Annotated in this window: 15 protein-coding genes and 1 pseudogene; 7 read left to right on the top strand and 9 right to left on the bottom strand. The window is 60.6% G+C overall.

Translation table 11 applies throughout. The features are described from left to right. Positions 1-257: 257 nt before the first annotated feature. Positions 258-887 (bottom strand): sulfotransferase family protein, encoded by a 630-nt coding sequence (locus tag ACFQ2S_RS13570; RefSeq protein WP_089234485.1) that lies wholly within the window; start codon positions 885-887, stop codon positions 258-260. A 326-nt stretch (positions 888-1,213) separates the two neighbouring features. Here ACFQ2S_RS13570 and ACFQ2S_RS13565 point away from each other — a divergent pair, with 326 nt between their 5' ends. Then, the gene (locus tag ACFQ2S_RS13565) at positions 1,214-1,678 is read left to right on the top strand and encodes a hypothetical protein (protein WP_386075216.1); all 465 of its coding nucleotides are present in this window, start codon (positions 1,214-1,216) and stop codon (positions 1,676-1,678) included. A 208-nt stretch (positions 1,679-1,886) separates the two neighbouring features. On the opposite strand, the gene ACFQ2S_RS13560 is transcribed toward ACFQ2S_RS13565, so the two are convergent. From ACFQ2S_RS13560 to ACFQ2S_RS13530, 7 genes are all read right to left on the bottom strand, one after another. Further along, on the bottom strand, positions 1,887-2,459 hold the full coding sequence (locus ACFQ2S_RS13560; protein ID WP_386075214.1) for a GNAT family N-acetyltransferase: 573 nt from the start codon (positions 2,457-2,459) through the stop codon (positions 1,887-1,889). A 439-nt stretch (positions 2,460-2,898) separates the two neighbouring features. Next, positions 2,899-4,401, bottom strand: a complete 1,503-nt coding sequence (locus ACFQ2S_RS13555; protein ID WP_386075213.1) for a YfjI family protein — start codon at positions 4,399-4,401, stop codon at positions 2,899-2,901. Between the two features lie 81 nt (positions 4,402-4,482). Next, complete coding sequence (locus ACFQ2S_RS13550) at positions 4,483-4,695, bottom strand: helix-turn-helix transcriptional regulator (RefSeq protein WP_386075211.1); 213 nt, start codon at positions 4,693-4,695, stop codon at positions 4,483-4,485. Positions 4,696-4,801: 106 nt separating this feature from the next. After that, on the bottom strand, positions 4,802-5,635 hold the full coding sequence (locus ACFQ2S_RS13545; protein ID WP_386075210.1) for a hypothetical protein: 834 nt from the start codon (positions 5,633-5,635) through the stop codon (positions 4,802-4,804). Between the two features lie 900 nt (positions 5,636-6,535). Next, a complete protein-coding gene (locus ACFQ2S_RS13540; RefSeq protein WP_386075208.1) occupies positions 6,536-7,735 on the bottom strand; it encodes a LarC family nickel insertion protein in 1,200 nt (399 codons plus the stop codon). Further along, a complete protein-coding gene (locus ACFQ2S_RS13535) occupies positions 7,725-8,594 on the bottom strand; it encodes an NAD(P)-dependent oxidoreductase (protein ID WP_386075207.1) in 870 nt (289 codons plus the stop codon). The genes ACFQ2S_RS13540 and ACFQ2S_RS13535 overlap by 11 nt, the downstream gene beginning before the upstream one ends. A gap of 2 nt (positions 8,595-8,596) precedes the next feature. Then, positions 8,597-10,027 (bottom strand): lactate racemase domain-containing protein, encoded by a 1,431-nt coding sequence (locus ACFQ2S_RS13530; protein ID WP_386075205.1) that lies wholly within the window; start codon positions 10,025-10,027, stop codon positions 8,597-8,599. Positions 10,028-10,208: 181 nt separating this feature from the next. Between ACFQ2S_RS13530 and ACFQ2S_RS13525 the strand changes: the two genes are divergently transcribed. From ACFQ2S_RS13525 to larB, 6 genes are read left to right on the top strand one after another with little or no spacing between them, the layout of a single operon-like run. Further along, positions 10,209-11,237: a LacI family DNA-binding transcriptional regulator gene (locus tag ACFQ2S_RS13525; protein WP_386075203.1), complete on the top strand. Its 1,029-nt coding sequence runs from the start codon at positions 10,209-10,211 to the stop codon at positions 11,235-11,237. Between the two features lie 41 nt (positions 11,238-11,278). Beyond that, positions 11,279-12,286: a TRAP transporter substrate-binding protein gene (locus tag ACFQ2S_RS13520; protein WP_386075202.1), complete on the top strand. Its 1,008-nt coding sequence runs from the start codon at positions 11,279-11,281 to the stop codon at positions 12,284-12,286. 6 nt (positions 12,287-12,292) lie between these two features. After that, positions 12,293-12,811, top strand: a complete 519-nt coding sequence (locus ACFQ2S_RS13515; RefSeq protein WP_386075201.1) for a TRAP transporter small permease — start codon at positions 12,293-12,295, stop codon at positions 12,809-12,811. Continuing rightward, complete coding sequence (locus tag ACFQ2S_RS13510) at positions 12,811-14,094, top strand: TRAP transporter large permease (protein WP_386075200.1); 1,284 nt, start codon at positions 12,811-12,813, stop codon at positions 14,092-14,094. The genes ACFQ2S_RS13515 and ACFQ2S_RS13510 overlap by 1 nt, the downstream gene beginning before the upstream one ends. Further along, the gene (locus tag ACFQ2S_RS13505; protein ID WP_386075198.1) at positions 14,091-14,897 is read left to right on the top strand and encodes an adenine nucleotide alpha hydrolase; all 807 of its coding nucleotides are present in this window, start codon (positions 14,091-14,093) and stop codon (positions 14,895-14,897) included. The genes ACFQ2S_RS13510 and ACFQ2S_RS13505 overlap by 4 nt, the downstream gene beginning before the upstream one ends. Continuing rightward, complete coding sequence (gene larB, locus ACFQ2S_RS13500; protein ID WP_386075197.1) at positions 14,887-15,585, top strand: nickel pincer cofactor biosynthesis protein LarB; 699 nt, start codon at positions 14,887-14,889, stop codon at positions 15,583-15,585. The genes ACFQ2S_RS13505 and larB overlap by 11 nt, the downstream gene beginning before the upstream one ends. A gap of 903 nt (positions 15,586-16,488) precedes the next feature. On the opposite strand, the pseudogene ACFQ2S_RS13495 reads toward larB, so the two are convergent. After that, positions 16,489-16,753, bottom strand: a pseudogene (locus ACFQ2S_RS13495) (tyrosine-type recombinase/integrase); the annotation flags it as partial.

Raw genomic sequence — 16,753 nt, 5'->3', positions numbered from 1 at the left:
TCGCTGAAGAAATTGAATCAGCGGTCACACCACCAAACAAGCAAAGTTTTTCAACAAAATTTCGGCAAACTAACCTTTCGATCCAGGTCGGCGGCGACCGGACCTCCCGCGCCAGCGCGAACGGCAGTGAACTGCGCAGTGCTGCCGTTGGTCGGTTTCGGGCAAAGGTCCGGTGTGCGGGAAAGAGCGCGAATTCACACTCTGCCGGTGCAGGTCTTGACCCGCATTTCCGGAGCCGCATGCGCCCGCCTCCGGCGCTAGGCTGGTTCTCCTCCCCTGCGCAGGCTATCTAGTCGGGCGTTGGTTTCCATGAAATCGTCGGCTTCGTTCGAACGGGGGAACGGTTCGTCCGGCACGTCGCAGCCAAGGAAATCACACAGGCGGGTCCATCCCTCGCCGAGTTCGTATGTCAGAAGTCTGTCGGCCCCGAACGCGGCCTGCACCTCCGCGGTATTGCGTTCGTAGGCCGCGATCATGTGATCCTTGTCCGTGATGTTGCCTTTGAAAACGCCGTCACGAATCAGCGGAATGGCGACGGGGTTCGGATCGGGTTTTTCGCGCAGAACGCGCAGGATCGTCTTCTGCATGCTGGCATACCAGGATTCGGCGCTGCGAACCGTCAGCAGGACTTTCGCCTGCTGATAGTGCATGGCAATCTCGCGCCAGAACCGCGCGGCAGGCCAATCGACCGTCGCACGATAACCTGCGAAGGCTTCGTCCCAGTTCGGAAGTCGGCCAGACGCGGCATCGCACCACAGGTCGATGCGGTCGCGGCTGATAACTTCGCGCATGTGATAGCAAGGTCCGAACCCTAGCTTCTCGAGCGCCAGTTTCATGGATTCCGTACCCGTGCGTCCGAAACCGGCACCGATGACCTCTAGGCTCATTCAGGTCCCTCCCCCGATGGCTCGAATCGAGTAGATCACAGCGCGGTCTGAATTGCCAAGATCCGGTTCGACGTCGCGTTTCTTGGCCCCCCGGTCCCTCCGACATGCGAGGGAGTTTCGCCCCCCCCAGCGATCTCTTTGATGTGTTGGATATGACCTGCCGGCGGCCGGTGAACGCAAAGTCTCATTCCTGCGCAGAGCGACCACAGACCCGTATCGGGCGTAAGTCCGCTTTCTTCCATTTGGCGCCGTTTCGCACTAACTTGCCTCACAGGCTTGGTCCCAAACACGGGAACCGGGCCGACCATTTCAGGAAGGAACTTGCCATGCGGTTTTTGATTATTGCGGTGATCTTGGTAGCCAGTCCGGCTTTTGCCGAAACGTTCAGCAGCGGAGCGGTTGGCACCGGCACAAGCTCGAGTGAACCGATTCCAATTGCCGAGGGACACATCGTTGTTCGCACCACAGGGAGCTACGAGATGTTCGAGGTCGCAGCGGGGCATCCGCTTGAAGGGGCAAGCGGCCCGTGTTTCGGTACTTTTGAAATCAAGGGGACCGAAGTTTCGGGAGGGGGCAATTGCGTCTACGAAACGGCCTCCGGTGATAAAGCAGTCATGGTCTGGAAGGCAATGGCCATGGGGGCCGACGGCGCATTGACCGGCGATTGGTCGGTGTCCGGAGGATCAGGCGCGTGGGCCGGCGCCAGCGGTGGCGGCACCTTCTCCTCTCTGACGGACCCCGAAACCGGGAAGTTCACCAATACGATCTCTGGCGACATCACGATCGAGTAGGTGGGTGGCGACATCGCCCGGCCCGTCTAAGGCGATGGCGGACTGGGCGAAACCGTGTCGATGAATTGAATCATGCCAGAGCACTAGAGTTGCGCCCCGCAGAGGGGTTCGACGACCGCTGCACCGATGCTTCCTGCCAGTCGTTCCCATTCGGTCGCCTTCAAGCGAGTTCCGCTTCTGGGGGCTAGGCTGCTGGATAAACCACGGTTCAAACGGGAGCACGGAGCATTGGAAACAAGGGGGGCGCCTCATCTGTTTCAATCAACCCAATCTGCTCGAACCCGAAACGCCGATAAAGCGACAGGTTTGCTGGGTTCGTGGATTCCAGATAGGCCGGTCTTTGGTCGGTGTCGCATTGCTCAAGCGATTTCTTCAAAAGGGAAGACCCCAAGCCCTTGCCCTGGCTTGAAGGATCGACGGCGATGAATGCCAGGTGCCAGCACGGATCGCTCGGGTGAAACCTGTCCATTTGTTCGAAGGTCGCGAAGAGTGCGGCGTGTTTTTCCGGGGAGACGGTTTCCTCGAAACACGCCAAAAGGTTGTCCTCGTCCGGATGCACATCAGGCGGAAGCCACAGGACGGCCGCGGTGCAATCCTCGTTTCGATATGCGGCTCCATGGTCGAGAGCACGTCCGCCGAAAAAACTCATTACACGGGGAAAATGCTGCAAGAATGCATCCGGTTTTGGGTAGAGCCAGCGCATGAACGGATCCGCGGAGAAGCCCAATGTTAGTCCGGCCAGCACCTCATCTTCATCGGAGCGATCGGCAATCTTGAGCATAGCGATCTCCGGTTCATGTTGTTTTTTTGCGCGTCTTTCACGCCGTTGGAAGAGCTTACCACAAAGTAGCGCCCGTGTCCGCTTCGGGTCCGGACCGGCAATCTGACGGATTGACTCAGATCTCCGCTCAGTCGGCGAAGCAGACCAAACGCTGCATCTCTAGTTTCGTCTTCTGCAGGCGAGGACTGAGAGGAGGGCGAGGGCTTCGCCGGCGGCTCGGTCGAGACCTCCCTCGTATTCCATGATCGCGGCACGCTCCTCGAAGTGGTCCCTTTCCGTGTCCGAGAGCTGGTGGTCGGGATGAAACGCTTGCGAACCCTGCGAATGTTGCGAATGTCCGACGGGATCCGTGGGAATGTCGGGTGGCGGGAAGAGCCGTTCGGCGTTCCGCAGGATCTGCCGAACGGCTTCAAGTCCTTCTGCGCGGTGCATCTTGCTGCTAGCCGCGGATGACGCGAAAGGCGCTTCGGCTCCGTCGCCCCATGACCAGGTGAACTCCCGTCACCCTTTGAAGCCACCCGAATTCTTCCAGGACCGCGAAGAGCCGCTTGATCCGATCTGCCGTGCGGAGGGAACCCGGACCGCGGTTGCATGCTGCGCTGACATCGATGAACTCCTCGTCCCATTTGTCCCGGAGCCATAGGCGCAGGGTTTCCGCTTCCTCGACGTTCTTGGGCACGGTGCCCGTAACCAGCACGCGCAAGGCCTCCTCGAGGTAGAAGTTTGCGAGGGTAATCGCGACCGACATCTGTCGTCTCGACACGACGGTTGCATCGGGGTCTTCGAAGAGAGCAATCACGCCGGCGATCCGGGCGGCCTGCTCGGGTGCCTTCGATGCATGCGCGCGGATGTCCGCGAAACGCTCTCCGTCCTGTTGGGCCTCCTCGGTGACGTTGTAGAAGTCGCGGAGGTCCTGGAAGGCTGCATCTTCCATCTCCAGCGTTCGCGGCTTCAGCTGAAGCGCATCCCCGTCGACCGTTGGCAATTTCCTTTCCAGAAGCGCAGTCAAACGCTTGCCGAACGCTTCGAGGCACGCCTCGGCCTTTCGTCGTGCGTCGATTGTGGCCATGTCCATTCGAATGAAGCGTTGGCCCTGTTTCGTGTCGGGAAAAGCGAGGAGATACCTGGCAAAGATCCCCTGGTCCTGAAGGGTCTCGTCGGACAGGAGCTTCCTCGCGATGGCCGGCTGAACCGCGATGTGCGCAGAGACGCGCCTGTTTGGAAGAAAGATCGGTTGGCCGCCAGCAGTGTTCTTCTTGAGTGCCTTGCCGTCCCAGAGCTTGGAAAGCAGGGCGGCGGTCTTGTCCTTGTTGGTCGCATTCATGGAGTATCCGCCAAAGATGATCCCGCCCTCGTCGGTGAAGATCCCGGTCGATGGGCGACCATTCTGGAAATGCTTGATCTTGCCCTCGATCGTAGTGTCCTCGAAGAGGATCTGGGGGCTCACGGGTGGTTCGGAAACGTCCCGGCAGGGGCGATCTTCCTGGTCAGGGTCCTCGATGACGGCGCCGGAATCGCCCGGGGCATGACCAGATCTCAGCTGCTCTTCATAGGACTGCCAGTCCCGCTGGTAGCGGATCATTCGTGGTGCCTCGTATTCCCTGATCGGGGCTGTCGCAAGGCTGTCCACTTGCGTCTTTCGTTCACCTGAGCGCGCGATGCTCAGGCAGAAGAGGCTGATCGGGGATGTGCTTCCCGCGAGGGTCCGTACATTGGCATGAGGCTGTGCAACGACACTGATGGAGCCGAGGACGGCATTGAGAATGATCGCAAACGGCGCCTGTGTCAGGGTTTCGATTGCCTTGAGTGGCTCGATGAGAGGACCAAGGTCTGCAATTGGAACCTCGGTTGCCTGTGGAAGCGGTTTGATGAGGGGCGTGGGTGCATCGTTTGCGTCTATGTCGGACAGGTCTGTCCATTTGCCAGTGTTGATCACTGTCATTGCATCACCATTCGATCGTGAGATTTCTGCCTGCTGGAGCTGCGCCAAGCCCGAACGAAACCGAGCTTGGGCTCCGGGTGCCTAGGCCTTGACGAGATTCCGGCTGAGCCATTCGTCGAGGTCCTGGCGGCGATAGAGAACGCAGCCGGAGAGCTTGACGAAGGCTGGACCCTCGGAACGATTGTGTCGAAGCCGAAGCTTCGCCAGCTTGGAGGTCGAGATCCCGATGTACCGTGAGGCCTCCGAGGGGCGGAGGTATACCTGCGGGTCGGGGAGATTGGGTTGCTCGATCATGAAACTACCTCTTGCGTCGTGGTAGTCTCAAATTGCCCCGCTACGGCCAACGTGGCACTTTACGCAGCCTCCAATCTATTTGCCCGAGCGCACCTTGACATTGATTCTATTGACGTTTTGACTTTTCCCATGCCGACATTATCGACTCCGACGACCAACCCGGCGCGTCATGGACGCCGGCAAACACAACAAGATCATCCAGGAATTTCAGAAAGGGGCCGTCCGATTTCAACGGCGCCTCGTTGCCAGTGTAGCGCTTCCAGAGGCGCCTTGCAGCATCGGCGAAATGGATCTTCTGGTCATGTTCGTTTGCCCTGGCCTGAGGATTCAGGTCGAGGAGTTTGGCCAGTTCAAGTTTCGCGGTCTTGATCATTCCAGGATCTCGAGAGGTGCCTTCCAGATCCTGGTAGTTGCGGGGGTTGTATCCGAGCACCGCCCGATGGAGCGAGATCAACTCCCGCAGCAGGTTCTCTCGAGTGCTCTCATAGCCAGGCTTGCGCAGTTCCACGGGTGTGCGATCCGGGACGCCTTCCCGCGCAGACCTGTCGGACGATGAAGGTACCTTGGTCATAGCCGTCTTCGTCCGGAGAGACATGCTGGAGTAGATCGACCACGCGTCCGAGATGGCCTTGCCGAACCGATCGAGCTTCTCAGTCTCCTCTTTCAGCGACACCGTTGCCGAGAGATTTCCTGCAAGCAGAAATTCCCTGGTCAGGAAGAACTCTACGTCTCCATCCCACGGCTCCCTGTCGGGAAAGTGATCCTTCAGAAACTTGATGGCTTCGCGCTGCTTCTTGTCCGTCGTGTTCATGGTCTCTGGCTCAATGTGTGTCGTCCTCGGACTCCCAGCGGTCTGGTCGTCAGTTTCTTTTCGCAAGGTTTCAACGTCCGCTTGGAACACACGCGCGCCGAGTTCAAGTGCGAGGTCCTTCGGGAACATAGATTGGTCGCCGACGTCGTCTGCACTTCGGCGCGTCGCAGGTACGGATAGACCTCCAGATCGAGCCTCGGTGGTGGGTTCAATCAGGAAGGCGCGCCGTTGAGCGGATGATCCATGCAAACCTGGGTCGAAGTTCAGAAAGCCACCTGCGCTTCGACGGAGTTTTGTCTGGGCGCGACGAAACTGAGATCCGTATGAAGCGTCTGCGAACACTGCGAACACTGCGAACACGCGGAGTGCCTGGGCTTGCGCTGTGGCGAACAAGCGATCTCTCGGAGGGCCTCACAGCCGCGCTCATGGCATCGCACCGGAAAGTGCTTCATGGCTGAGGCAGCAGTCGACAGGGCGTTGGGCTTGCTACTTCTGCTCCCTGCGCATTCCTGTCGTTGGCCGGGCACGGCCCTTCGCAGGCGCAGCATGGTTTCCGGCCCTCGTGAACGGCCCGAAGCAGCCGAATACATGAAACTAGGAATTCTGCAGTGCAGAACGCCAATCCGGACATTTTCGGTTCCGCCTCCAGATACTTGAGGCGTCTCTGGAGGTTGATAGGGTAACCTGCTTGGACGGAAAGCCAATCCAAAGACAACATTTGTCATTTCGAGATCGAACTCGAAGTAGGGATCGCTACCGGTTCCTTGCCTTCCAAGCGACAAATCCGGCAAATGCCAGACCGACCGCAGCGACGGCAAAAACCTCCATCCCGTGGGGGTGAACATGGGCAATCGAACCGCCATCATGCGCCACGGCGGGCAAGGCAGACAGCGGGACCAGAAGGGCACCAAGCATTTTCATCATTTGGCTCCGTCATTTGTTTCGATCGGTGGATTTCTTTGTGACAGCGTAGTTCCCGCACTCCAATAATTCGGCCAGGGATGTGCTGGTCGTCATGAGCAAGCTAAGTCATGCCTCGCCCATCCCGCGACCGGAGAGGGCATTCGCAACATCCAGACGGATGCGACTTCGGTCGTCATTTTCGCCGGCCTGGGCGAGGTCGTCGTTCTCTGGTTTGACAATCGTCGTACCATTCGGACGGACACTCAACTTTGCGCGGATTCTTTGGCCATTGCTCTCGACCGTCACTTCTCGCCGAGGAAGCAGGAGTCGGTCTTCGCGATGCAGGCGCATCCCGATCGTCGTCGTCTCACCAAAACAGGCATGCGCTACGGCATCCGCGGCCTCTTCGTGACAAATGACCTCCAAGCGGAAGGCCGTTCGTCCCTTCTTGCCTTGAACGGTAAATTGCAGCACTTCCAGAACATCAGGCCGGCCCCTCAGCCGATCGAGCGCCACGGCGAGGTCTTCCGGTATCTGGTCGTCGATATGGAAGGTGAGAATGGCCACCCTGTCCCGCTCCGGTTGCAACGCATCCAGTTGGAAGAACGACAGGCGCAGGCAGTTCGCCATGCCGTCAAGGGAGCGATTCCCGAGCCCGTATCCGGCCTTTTGCAAGCGCATTTGCCCGAGCGGCTGCCGAGAAGCAGGCTCGAGATGAGCCAGTATTGCCGCGCCCGTCGGTGTGACCCTTTCGCCTTGGCGTCCGTCGTCAATCGCGTCGCGCCCGCGAAGGAGTTCGAGAGTCGCCGGCGCCGGGACCGGCATCGTGCCGTGTTCAGTCTCGATCTGACCAGACCCGAGAGGGATTGGCGAGGTGGAGGCGCTGACGATCCCAATCCGCTCCAGAACGAAAGACGTCAGCAGGATGTCGGCTATGGAATCCCAATTCGAGATCTCGTGGAAATGCACCTTGTCGAGCGGGACGCCATGGACAGTTGCCTCGGCCTGCGCCAGCCGGTCAAGAATGTCGAGCGCGCGGACTGCGACGCCGGCATCGGGAGCGGTGGCTTGGAGTAGCGCCCTGTAGTCCGGCAGATGCCGCGGTCCGCGTTCGGTCGTCGGCAGGTCGAAGGCTATCCTACGACCCCGCAACCCCTTGTCGCGCGCCTCCGTCAGCTTGAACGAGATACCGGGGCCGATCGTGGCGGCCAGGTCAGCGACCGGCTGTTCCAGGTCCGGGAAAGCGTCGAGCAGGGCCGCCAGCATCATGTCGCCGGCGATGCCGCCCATCGGGTCGAGATGCAAATGGAGGCGATCACCCGTCACTGGCGACAACCTTCCAGAGCACGGCGGTGTCTTCATCGCCGTGGCCAGCCGCCAGCGCGGCCTCGTTCAGCGCGGCGACACTGGCCCCGACCTTTGGCTCCAGACCGGCGGCGCGGGCCATCTCTAAGCCGAGACGGACGTCCTTCTCCAGCAACCGCATGCTGAATGTGGCCTCGTCGTAGCGATCCTCTGACACACGCTTCCCTAGTTCACGGTAGAGATTGCTGACGGTGGCGGCATTGGAGGCCATCATGATCTCGTAGAGCCGTGCCGGCGCCACGCCGAGCCGTTCCGCTACAGCCATCATCTCGGCTGTCATCGCATTGATCGCACCAAACATCATCTGGTTCAGCAACTTGACAACATGGCCAGACCCCGCCCCCCCGATCTCGAAGAGGTTCGCGGCGTAGCACTCAAGGATCGGGCGTGCTGAATCAAGAGCTCCCTCTGTCTGCCCGATGGGCAGGGTCCACTTTCCCGCGACTTGCGGGCGGCCTAGGACCGGCGCGTCGATCCAGTGATGGCCCCGTGCCTTGGCGAGTTCGGCCATGTCACGTGCGACCTCGGGATTCGCGGTGGAATGATCCACGATGGTGATTGGAGCCTTCGCCGTCGCCAGCAGTCCGCCCGCACCGGAGACGACCTGACGGATCTGGTCCGGGCCCGGCAGGAAAAGCAACACCAGACCGGGCCGGTCGGCAACCGCGCTAAGCGAAACGGCTTCGACGCTCATGTCGGCGGCAGCGGCCAGCGATGCCGGCGCAGGGTCGCTGATCCGCAACGCATGCCCCGCATCGAGGAGAAGCCGCCCGGCCGCGCGGCCCATTACCCCAAAGCCGACAATGGTGACGTTTGCCATCATCAGCCCTCCTTGAGATGCAAATGCGGCGCCGCGCCGCCGGAGAAGCATTCCGGCGTGCAGAGAATGCGGGGATTCTTGCCAACATAGCGTTCTGCGTCCCGCATGGCGTCCTCAAAAGTCGGGACCGTGGTCAGCCCGATTCCGCGCGCGTATTCCGGCTTCTTCGCGCCGGCAATCAGCACCTTCTGGCAGCGCTTCGAGGGGATCGCCCCGCCCGACAACATCGACATGGCGTGGAACGGGTGATACGCGTAGAAGTTGGAATATGCGTAGCGGTATTCCGGGTGCATTGCCATTTCGCGCGCATCGTCCGAGGCCAGGTAATCCTCAATGCGAGCATATTTCTGAAGCTGTTGATAGGTCTCCTCGTAGGAGGGGAACCAAGCCTTGTTGAACCAGCCGTCGCAAACCGAGACCGCGATCAGGACCGGGTCGGGCCGGAGTGCGTTCCAGCATCGCGAAAGTTGGCCACCGAGGCCAAGCCCCATCAGGCAGGGATTAGTGCCCATGCCGGGGCCATAGTGGAAGTTGCGCGGCACACCGACAACAAGGATGTCGGCCGGGCCGTCCATATCCAGCGACACATTGGTACGCTCGGCGGCGAGCGGCCAACACTTCTCCTCGACGTAGTCAAGTGAACCCGCATGTACTGCAAGAACATCAGCAAACTGGCCGATGACAGCATCGACCGCGAAGAAGCGCTTGCCTATGCCAGCTTCGATCGCCTTGGCGATGGACTTGAACTGGTCGCGCATCTTGCCTTTCGGTGAGCCGCCGAGCCAGTCGTCGCGATGCATCGTCTTAGGCGTATGATGCGAGGCGATGGAGCGCCAGCCTGTGATCCCGGTCGCCACCATCTTGTGACCGCCGGAGAAGCCGCCATAGGGGTTTCCGGCACAATGGCCTATCACGATGGCAATGTCGGCGGCTGCGACGAGGTGATTGCATTCGACATGGTTGCCCATCTCGTCGTTGCCGAGATGGACCTGCTTCGGGTCTTCGGCGTCGTGGTTGACCAAGCGGTCCGGCCAGAACTCGTTGACAATCTCATTGCCAAGGTAATCGCGCCACTCCTCCACCGTATTCTTGCGGTGCAGGCCCATCGCACAGACAAGAGTGATGTTCTCGATCCGGGCGCCGCCCTTGAGCAGTTCTTCGACTACAAGTGGGATCGAGACTTTCCGGTGCGCTAGCGCATGGGCTCCCCCCTTTACCCGATCGGGAAATGCGATGACGATCTTCTTGTCGGGACCGGCCTGGTCTGCCAGTGGAGGCAACTCTCCCGGGGCCGCCAGCGCGGCGCGGGTCGCTGCGATCGGGTCGACACTGGGCGGGTCCGTGTAGGTTTTCCCGTAGAGGACAATCGTCGCGCTGTCCGGCAGCTCGACTGGCATCTTCGTATCACCATAGTCCAGGAGTACGTCTTGCATTGTCCCGCGCCTCCTCGCGCCGAATCGAAATGAAACTTGTTACATTATTTTGCCACGCCCCTGCGGCTTCTGTCTATAGGTTGCGCGGGCCTCCAATTAAGTGCATATTATAAAATAATAAATAGTGCTTCCAGATTCTGGGCTGCCTGATATAGAATGAAAATAGTTTCGGGAGCAGGTCTTGAAATCCAAGCTGAACATGCGCGAAGTTGCACAGAAGGCGAATGTTTCGCTGGCCACGGTCTCGCGGGCGATGCACAGCCCAGACAAGGTCTCTGCATCAACGGTTGAGCGCGTCAGGAAGGCAACCGAGGAGCTCGGATACGTCTATAACGCAACGGCCGGAGACATTCTCCGGGGGCGATCGACCGTCCTTGGCGTGCTGGTGCCGACCGCCAGCAACGCACTTTTCGGCGAGACCCTGCATGGCATACAGACCATGACCGTTGGTGGAGGTTATTCCGTACTCCAGGCTGCGACGCATTACGATGCCGACGGAGAGGAAGCCCTGATCGAGTCATTGCTGCAACGGCGGGTGCATGCACTGATTCTGACCGGCGTTACTTACGGGCTGGAAGAGCGGGTCGAGCAATTGGCGCGGGAGGCGCGAGTCCGGATCGTCGTGGTCTGGGAATTGCCCAAGCCGGATATGACGGCGAGTTATGTCGGGTTCGACAACATGGAAGCCGCGCGCAGAATGACCGAGTATCTCATCGAGCTCGGTCACCGGCGTATCGGTTTGATCGTGGGGCCCTTCTCGAAGATCGCCCGTGCCCGGCATCGGCTGGAAGGGTATCGCATCGCGCTGGAACGCGCGGGCATTCCGTTCGACGCGGACATCGTCAAGGAGCGATCGCCGGGCCTGCTGGAAGGGCGCGAAGCCATGGACCGGTTGATGCGGACTGAGGATCGTCCCACGGCCGTTTTCGCGGCGTCGGATCTTTTGGCTATCGGAGCGCTCAAGGCGGCGCGATCGATGGGGCTTTCCGTGCCGGGCGACGTTTCAGTGGCTGGTTTCGACGACATGGAAGTCGCCAGCTACCAGGAGCCGCCACTGACCACGATCCGGGTGGACGCCTACAAGATCGGCCAGATCGCTGCACAGACCGCGATGGAGCCACTGGGCAGTCCCACCCGGAATTATTGTCTCGACGCCGATCTGGTGATCCGGGGAAGCACTGGTCCGATCAAGCCCGGAGGAGGCCGCTGACGGACGATTAGGTGGACCAAACTTCAATGGAGGAGGAAGACATGGTTTTTCACAGCAAGGTTTTTCACAGCAAGGTCGGCAATCTCGCGATAGGCGCAACGTTGTGCCTTGGGGTCGCAAGCCCGGCTCTCGCCGAGACCGTACTAAAGGTCGGCCTGATAGACCCACCGGCCCATATCGACGTGGTTGCGACAGAGCGGATGGCCGAGAAAGTGGCCGAACTGACCGGCGGCGAGATCAAGATGGAGGTCTACCCGGCTGCGCAGCTCGGATTCGCCAACGACATGCTCTCAGGCATGAAACTTGGCACCATCGAGATGTTCGTCGGCGCCACCACGTGGCTCGGCGCCTTCGATACTGATTTCTGGGTCACCGGCACGCTCTATCTGTTCAACGATCAGGACCATGCCCGCGCCTTCCACGAGGGTGAGAGCTACCAGAAGATGGCCGACCGGCTGGCCGCCGAACACGGTATCCGCGTGCTGGTGCGCAACTGGGATCGCGGCCCGCGAAACTTCATCTCGACCCGGCCGGTGGAAACCATCGACGATCTGCAGGGCTTGAAAATTCGCGTTCCTCCACAGGAATCCTGGATCGTGAACTTCCAGCTTCCTGGCGCGGCGGCGACGCCGATGCCGCTCTCGGAAACCTTCACCGGGCTTCAGCAAGGTATCGTGGAAGCGACCGAGCAGGCATCAAATTGGCTCTATGCCAATAAGTACCACACCATCGCCAAGAACCTCACCCGGACCAACCACAACTACGAAGAAACCGGCGTGATGATCTCCGAAGCGGTGTATCAGTCCCTGACCGACGAGCAGCGCGACGCGCTGGTCGCCGCGGCAATGGAGATTGCGCCCTGGCACAATGAGCAGGTGGCGGTCCAGATCGAGGAAGCGGAAGCCAAGATGGCTGAGGAAGGCGTGACCATCCTCGACGTCGACAAGGCGGCCTGGCAGGAGCAGTTCAGGGCGATCTTTGATGAGTTGAGCACGAAGGTGGGCTACTCTCCGGACCTGGTCGAAGAACTGAAAGCCGGCTGGAACTAAGCTCGGATGAACGCGATAGCCAATACTATTGCGCGCGGAGCGATCCTCGTTGCGGGGATCGCTCTCTTCGCCATCCTCGCGGTGATCGGTGCTCAGATCGCGGCGCGGGTCTTTACGGGAAACTCGCTCTCCTGGTCCGATGAACTGGCAAGGCTGTTCTTTCTCTACCTCGTGTTCATCGGTGCCGCGGAAACTTCCGTACGCCACACCCATATCGCAGTGGACCTGAAGGACACGTTCCGCCTACCCGGCGAGATCGACAGGCTCCTGGATCTGGGCCGCATGGTGCTATGCATCGCCGTCCTCGCCATTATCGCCGTGGGGGCCTGGAAGATCATCCCCGTGGTCGAGAACATGCAGCGCCCGGCAACCCGTCTGTCAACGGCCTGGATGTACTATCCGGTCCTGGTCGGTTCGTTGCTGATGATTGTCGCGACGGCAATCAATTTCATCGCCTGCATCGCCAGAACCAGCCCCTATCCGCCCTTTGCCGATGACAACAAAGACAAATCGGATTCCAACTGATGGCCACTTTCATCCTCGTCGGCGGCTTGTTCGGGTTGCTTCTGCTCGGAATGCCGGTTGCATTCTCGCTCCTTCTGTCGAGCCTGGCGTTGATCCTCTACGAGGGGAAACTGCCGTTGCTGATCGTCGCTCAGCGGCTGGCGAACGCCCTCGACAGTTTCCCACTTCTGGCGATCCCGCTTTTCATTCTCGCTGCCGAGATCATGAACAATTCGGGTGCCACGGAACGGATCTTCCGGCTTGCAAATACCATTCTCGGTCGCATTCGGGGTGGCCTCGGACATGTCAACATCGCCGCCTCGATGCTTTTCTCCGGAATGTCCGGATCGGCGGTGGCCGATGCTGCCGGTCTCGGCGCCATCGAAATCCGGGCGATGAAGAAGGCCGGCTATGACAACGGTTTCGCCGCCGCGGTGACCGCCGCCTCTTCGACGATCGGTCCGATCATTCCACCCTCCGTGCCTATCGTTCTCTTCGGCGTGATTTCGGGTGCACCAATCGGCGATCTCTTCTTGGCCGGTTTTGTTCCCGGCATCCTGATGGGGCTCGCCATGATGGCTTATATCGCCGTGATTGCGAAACGGCGCAATTTCCCAAGGGACGAGGCATTCGCCGGCCTGCCGGCAATCTTTAGCGCTTTCATCGAAGCGTTCCCCTCGCTCCTTCTGCCGGTGATCATCCTTGGTGGAATCTGGGGCGGCATCATGAGCCCGACAGAGGCCGCCGCCGCCGCCGTGCTCTATTCGCTCTTTCTCGGTATCGTGGTACACCGCACAATGCGGATCCGCGATTTCATCGAGAGCATTCGCCTTGGCGCCCGGTCCACGGCGACGATCATGCTCATCGTCGCCTCTGCAAACATCTACGGATGGCTCGTCTCAACTCAACAGATCCCGCAGGCGGTGCAGGGTATGCTCATGACGGTGACCTCCGATCCGACCTGGCTCCTGATAATCATCGCGATCGTGCTCCTGATCATGGGAATGTTCATGGAACTGATCGCGATCCTCGCAATTGCGGTGCCCGTCTTCCTGCCGGTGGCGGTCGCCGCAGGTGTCGATGTGATCCATTTCGGAATCGTCACTGTGCTGACGTTGATGATCGGATTGCTGACGCCACCCTTCGGGCTTAACCTCTTCATCGTGCAGCAGGTCTCTGGAGCACCCTACAGCGCCATCCTCAAGGAGACATGGCCGTTCATCGCCATCCTGATCCTGCTCTTGATTCCGGTCATCGTCTTTCCGTCGATTTCGCTCTTTCTGGTGGAGGTGTTCTCGTCATGAGCCGCCCCGGCGACAACCCGATGGCGCGGCTGAAGGCTGTGCTGGCGCGCCATGACAGGCTCGTGCTGGCGGTCAGCGGCGGGGTGGACAGCATGACGCTGGCACATGCCGCGCTTCGGCTGACGGAGCGTGATGGGGTCGATATCTGCCATGCGGTGTCGCCGGCGGTGCCGACGGCTGCTACAGCGCGCGTGCGGGCGCATGCCGACCGCTTCGGATGGCGGCTCCGCGTGCTGGACGCTGGCGAGTTTGCCGACTCCGATTACCTGCGCAACCCGGTGAACCGTTGCTATTTCTGCAAGTCGAACCTCTATACGCGAATCCGGCAGACCGTTTCCGGCCCGGTCGCGTCTGGCGCAAATCTCGACGATCTGGGGGACTATCGGCCGGGGCTCGAGGCCGCGCGCGAGATGGGGGTACGCCACCCGTTCATCGAGGCTGCCTGCACCAAGGCCGATGTCCGGGCGATGGCCCGGCAGTTCGGCCTCGACGACATCAGCGAGTTGCCGGCGCAGCCATGCCTTGCCAGCCGGATTGAGACCGGGCTCCGGGTGGAACCAGAGGATCTCAGGTTCGTCGAGCTCACGGAAGCCGCGCTGACGCCGCACTCTGGAGCCGCGACACTTCGGGTTCGGGTTCTGCCGGCCGGTGTGCGGGTCGAGCTTTCGGACTGGAACACGCGGACAGACGAAGAACGCCGGATTTTCCGAGAGCGGGCCAAGCGGCTTTGTGCCGCTTCCGGCCGCCGCCTGTTGCAGGTTGCCGATTACCGTCGCGGCTCGGCCTTCCGCCATGACCTCTGAACGCCTCCCGCCCTATAACCCGCTGCGCTTCGACTGGGAGCGCGGAGCCCGCACGGGCGTCCACGAATGCGTGTTCTGCGACGGCAAGTCCGCGGAGCAGATCCGCCATATCCTCGCCACCGCACAGGCGCGCGGCGCGCAACTCTTGCTGACGCGGTTGTCGGCGGAGGCATTGGAGGCGCTCGGGGGCGAGTTCGAGCTGGACTACTGCGCGCTGTCGCGCACCGCGATCCTGGGGGGGCTTCCCGCGGCAGGGGAGCCATCGGAGGACATCGCTCTTGTCTGCGCCGGAACCTCGGACCTGCCTGTGATCGAGGAAGCACGCCGTACGCTGGCTTTCCACGGCATCGACGCACCCGTTTACGCGGACGTCGGCGTGGCCGGGCTCTGGCGGCTGATGTCCGTTGCGGAAGAGCTGTCCCGATTTCGTGTATTGATCGTCGTTGCCGGGATGGAGGGAGCGCTGTTCTCTGCCATTGCCGGGCTCGTGCCCGGGCTGGTCATCGCGGTCCCAGCACCGGTCGGATATGGCGTATCAGAAAGAGGGAGCGCAGCGCTGAATTCCGCCCTGGCAAGCTGCGCGCCCGGGATCGTCACCGTGAATATCGGCAACGGGTTCGGGGCGGCGGCTGCTGCTCGCAAGGTCGTGGCGGCATACCACCCGGAAATTTCGCACAGAGTAGATTAGCTTCTCTGACACCCAGCCAAGACGCCGCGGATGTTCGCCTGGGGACTTCCGCCGGCACGAACTCGCAACCTGTGATTGGGGATTGGGCACCACATCTCGACAGGTCCGCACTCAGCCGCATAGCCCTAGATCCGAACTGTAGTTTATCGTGACTGCAAGTTCGGAGCACACTCACGCAACTCCATTTAAGCGATGACGTTCAACGTCCGCTACCAGTCTCTCAAGCTCAGCATTTGCGCCTGCAGAGAAAGCCTGCTGACCGCCCTTCCTTACGAATGCTGCGCGCGCATCGGTTGAGATTTCGCGCTTGCGGCTAAGGTCCGGTAAGTCGGCAAAGCCGACCAAACGCTGCGCGTCTACTATTGTCGCCTGCAGGCGAGAACTGAGAGGAGGGCGGAGGCTTTGGCAGCGGCTCGGTCGAGACCTCCCTCGTATTCTATGATGGCTGCGCACTCCTCGAAGTGGTCTTTTTCCGTGTCGAGAGCTGGTGGTCGAGATGAAGCGCTTGCGAACCCTGCGAATGTTGCGAATGTCCGACGGGACCGGTGGAAATGTCGGGTGGCGGGAAGAGCCGTTCGGCATTTGGTAGGATTTGCCGAACGGCTTCAGGTCCTTCTGCGCGGCGCATCTTGCCACTAGTCGCGGATAACGCGAAAGGCGCTGCGGTTCCGTCGCCCCGTGACCAGGTGAACTCCCGTCACCCTTTGAAGCTACCCGAATTCTTCCAGGATGGCGAAGAGCCGCTTGATCCGATCTGCCGTGCGGAGGGCACTCGGACCGCGGTTGCACCCCGCGCTGACATCGATGAACTCCTCGTCCCATTTTCCTGGTTGGGGAAATGCTGTCGCAGGATCTTGATCCATTCCGCCTTGTCGGACGTTTGCTCTTCGTCGGTGTTCGGATTCATATCCTTGCTGATGTCCTGTTTCGGAGTTCCTCGCACGCCTTCTCCATCGCCGGCCGCAATGCATCCAATGATGGCTTGGCATACCTTTGCCCGGTGATCGAGAGGGGCGTGTGGTTGAGCAGCCGGCCGACGATCTCCTCGAGTACGCCGGCCTCCATTGCCACGGTGGCGAAGGTCCGTCGGTGTGCGTGCGGGCTCCAACGCATCCGCGTCGGGGCTGTCAGACGACCATCTGGCCCTTTCGGAGACGGGAAAACCCAT

The organism is Tropicimonas aquimaris (assembly GCF_042676185.1).
GTDB classification, from domain to species: domain Bacteria; phylum Pseudomonadota; class Alphaproteobacteria; order Rhodobacterales; family Rhodobacteraceae; genus Tropicimonas; species Tropicimonas aquimaris.
Note: the sequence above shows the minus strand (reverse complement) of the source record. Positions and strands in the feature narration are given on the sequence as shown.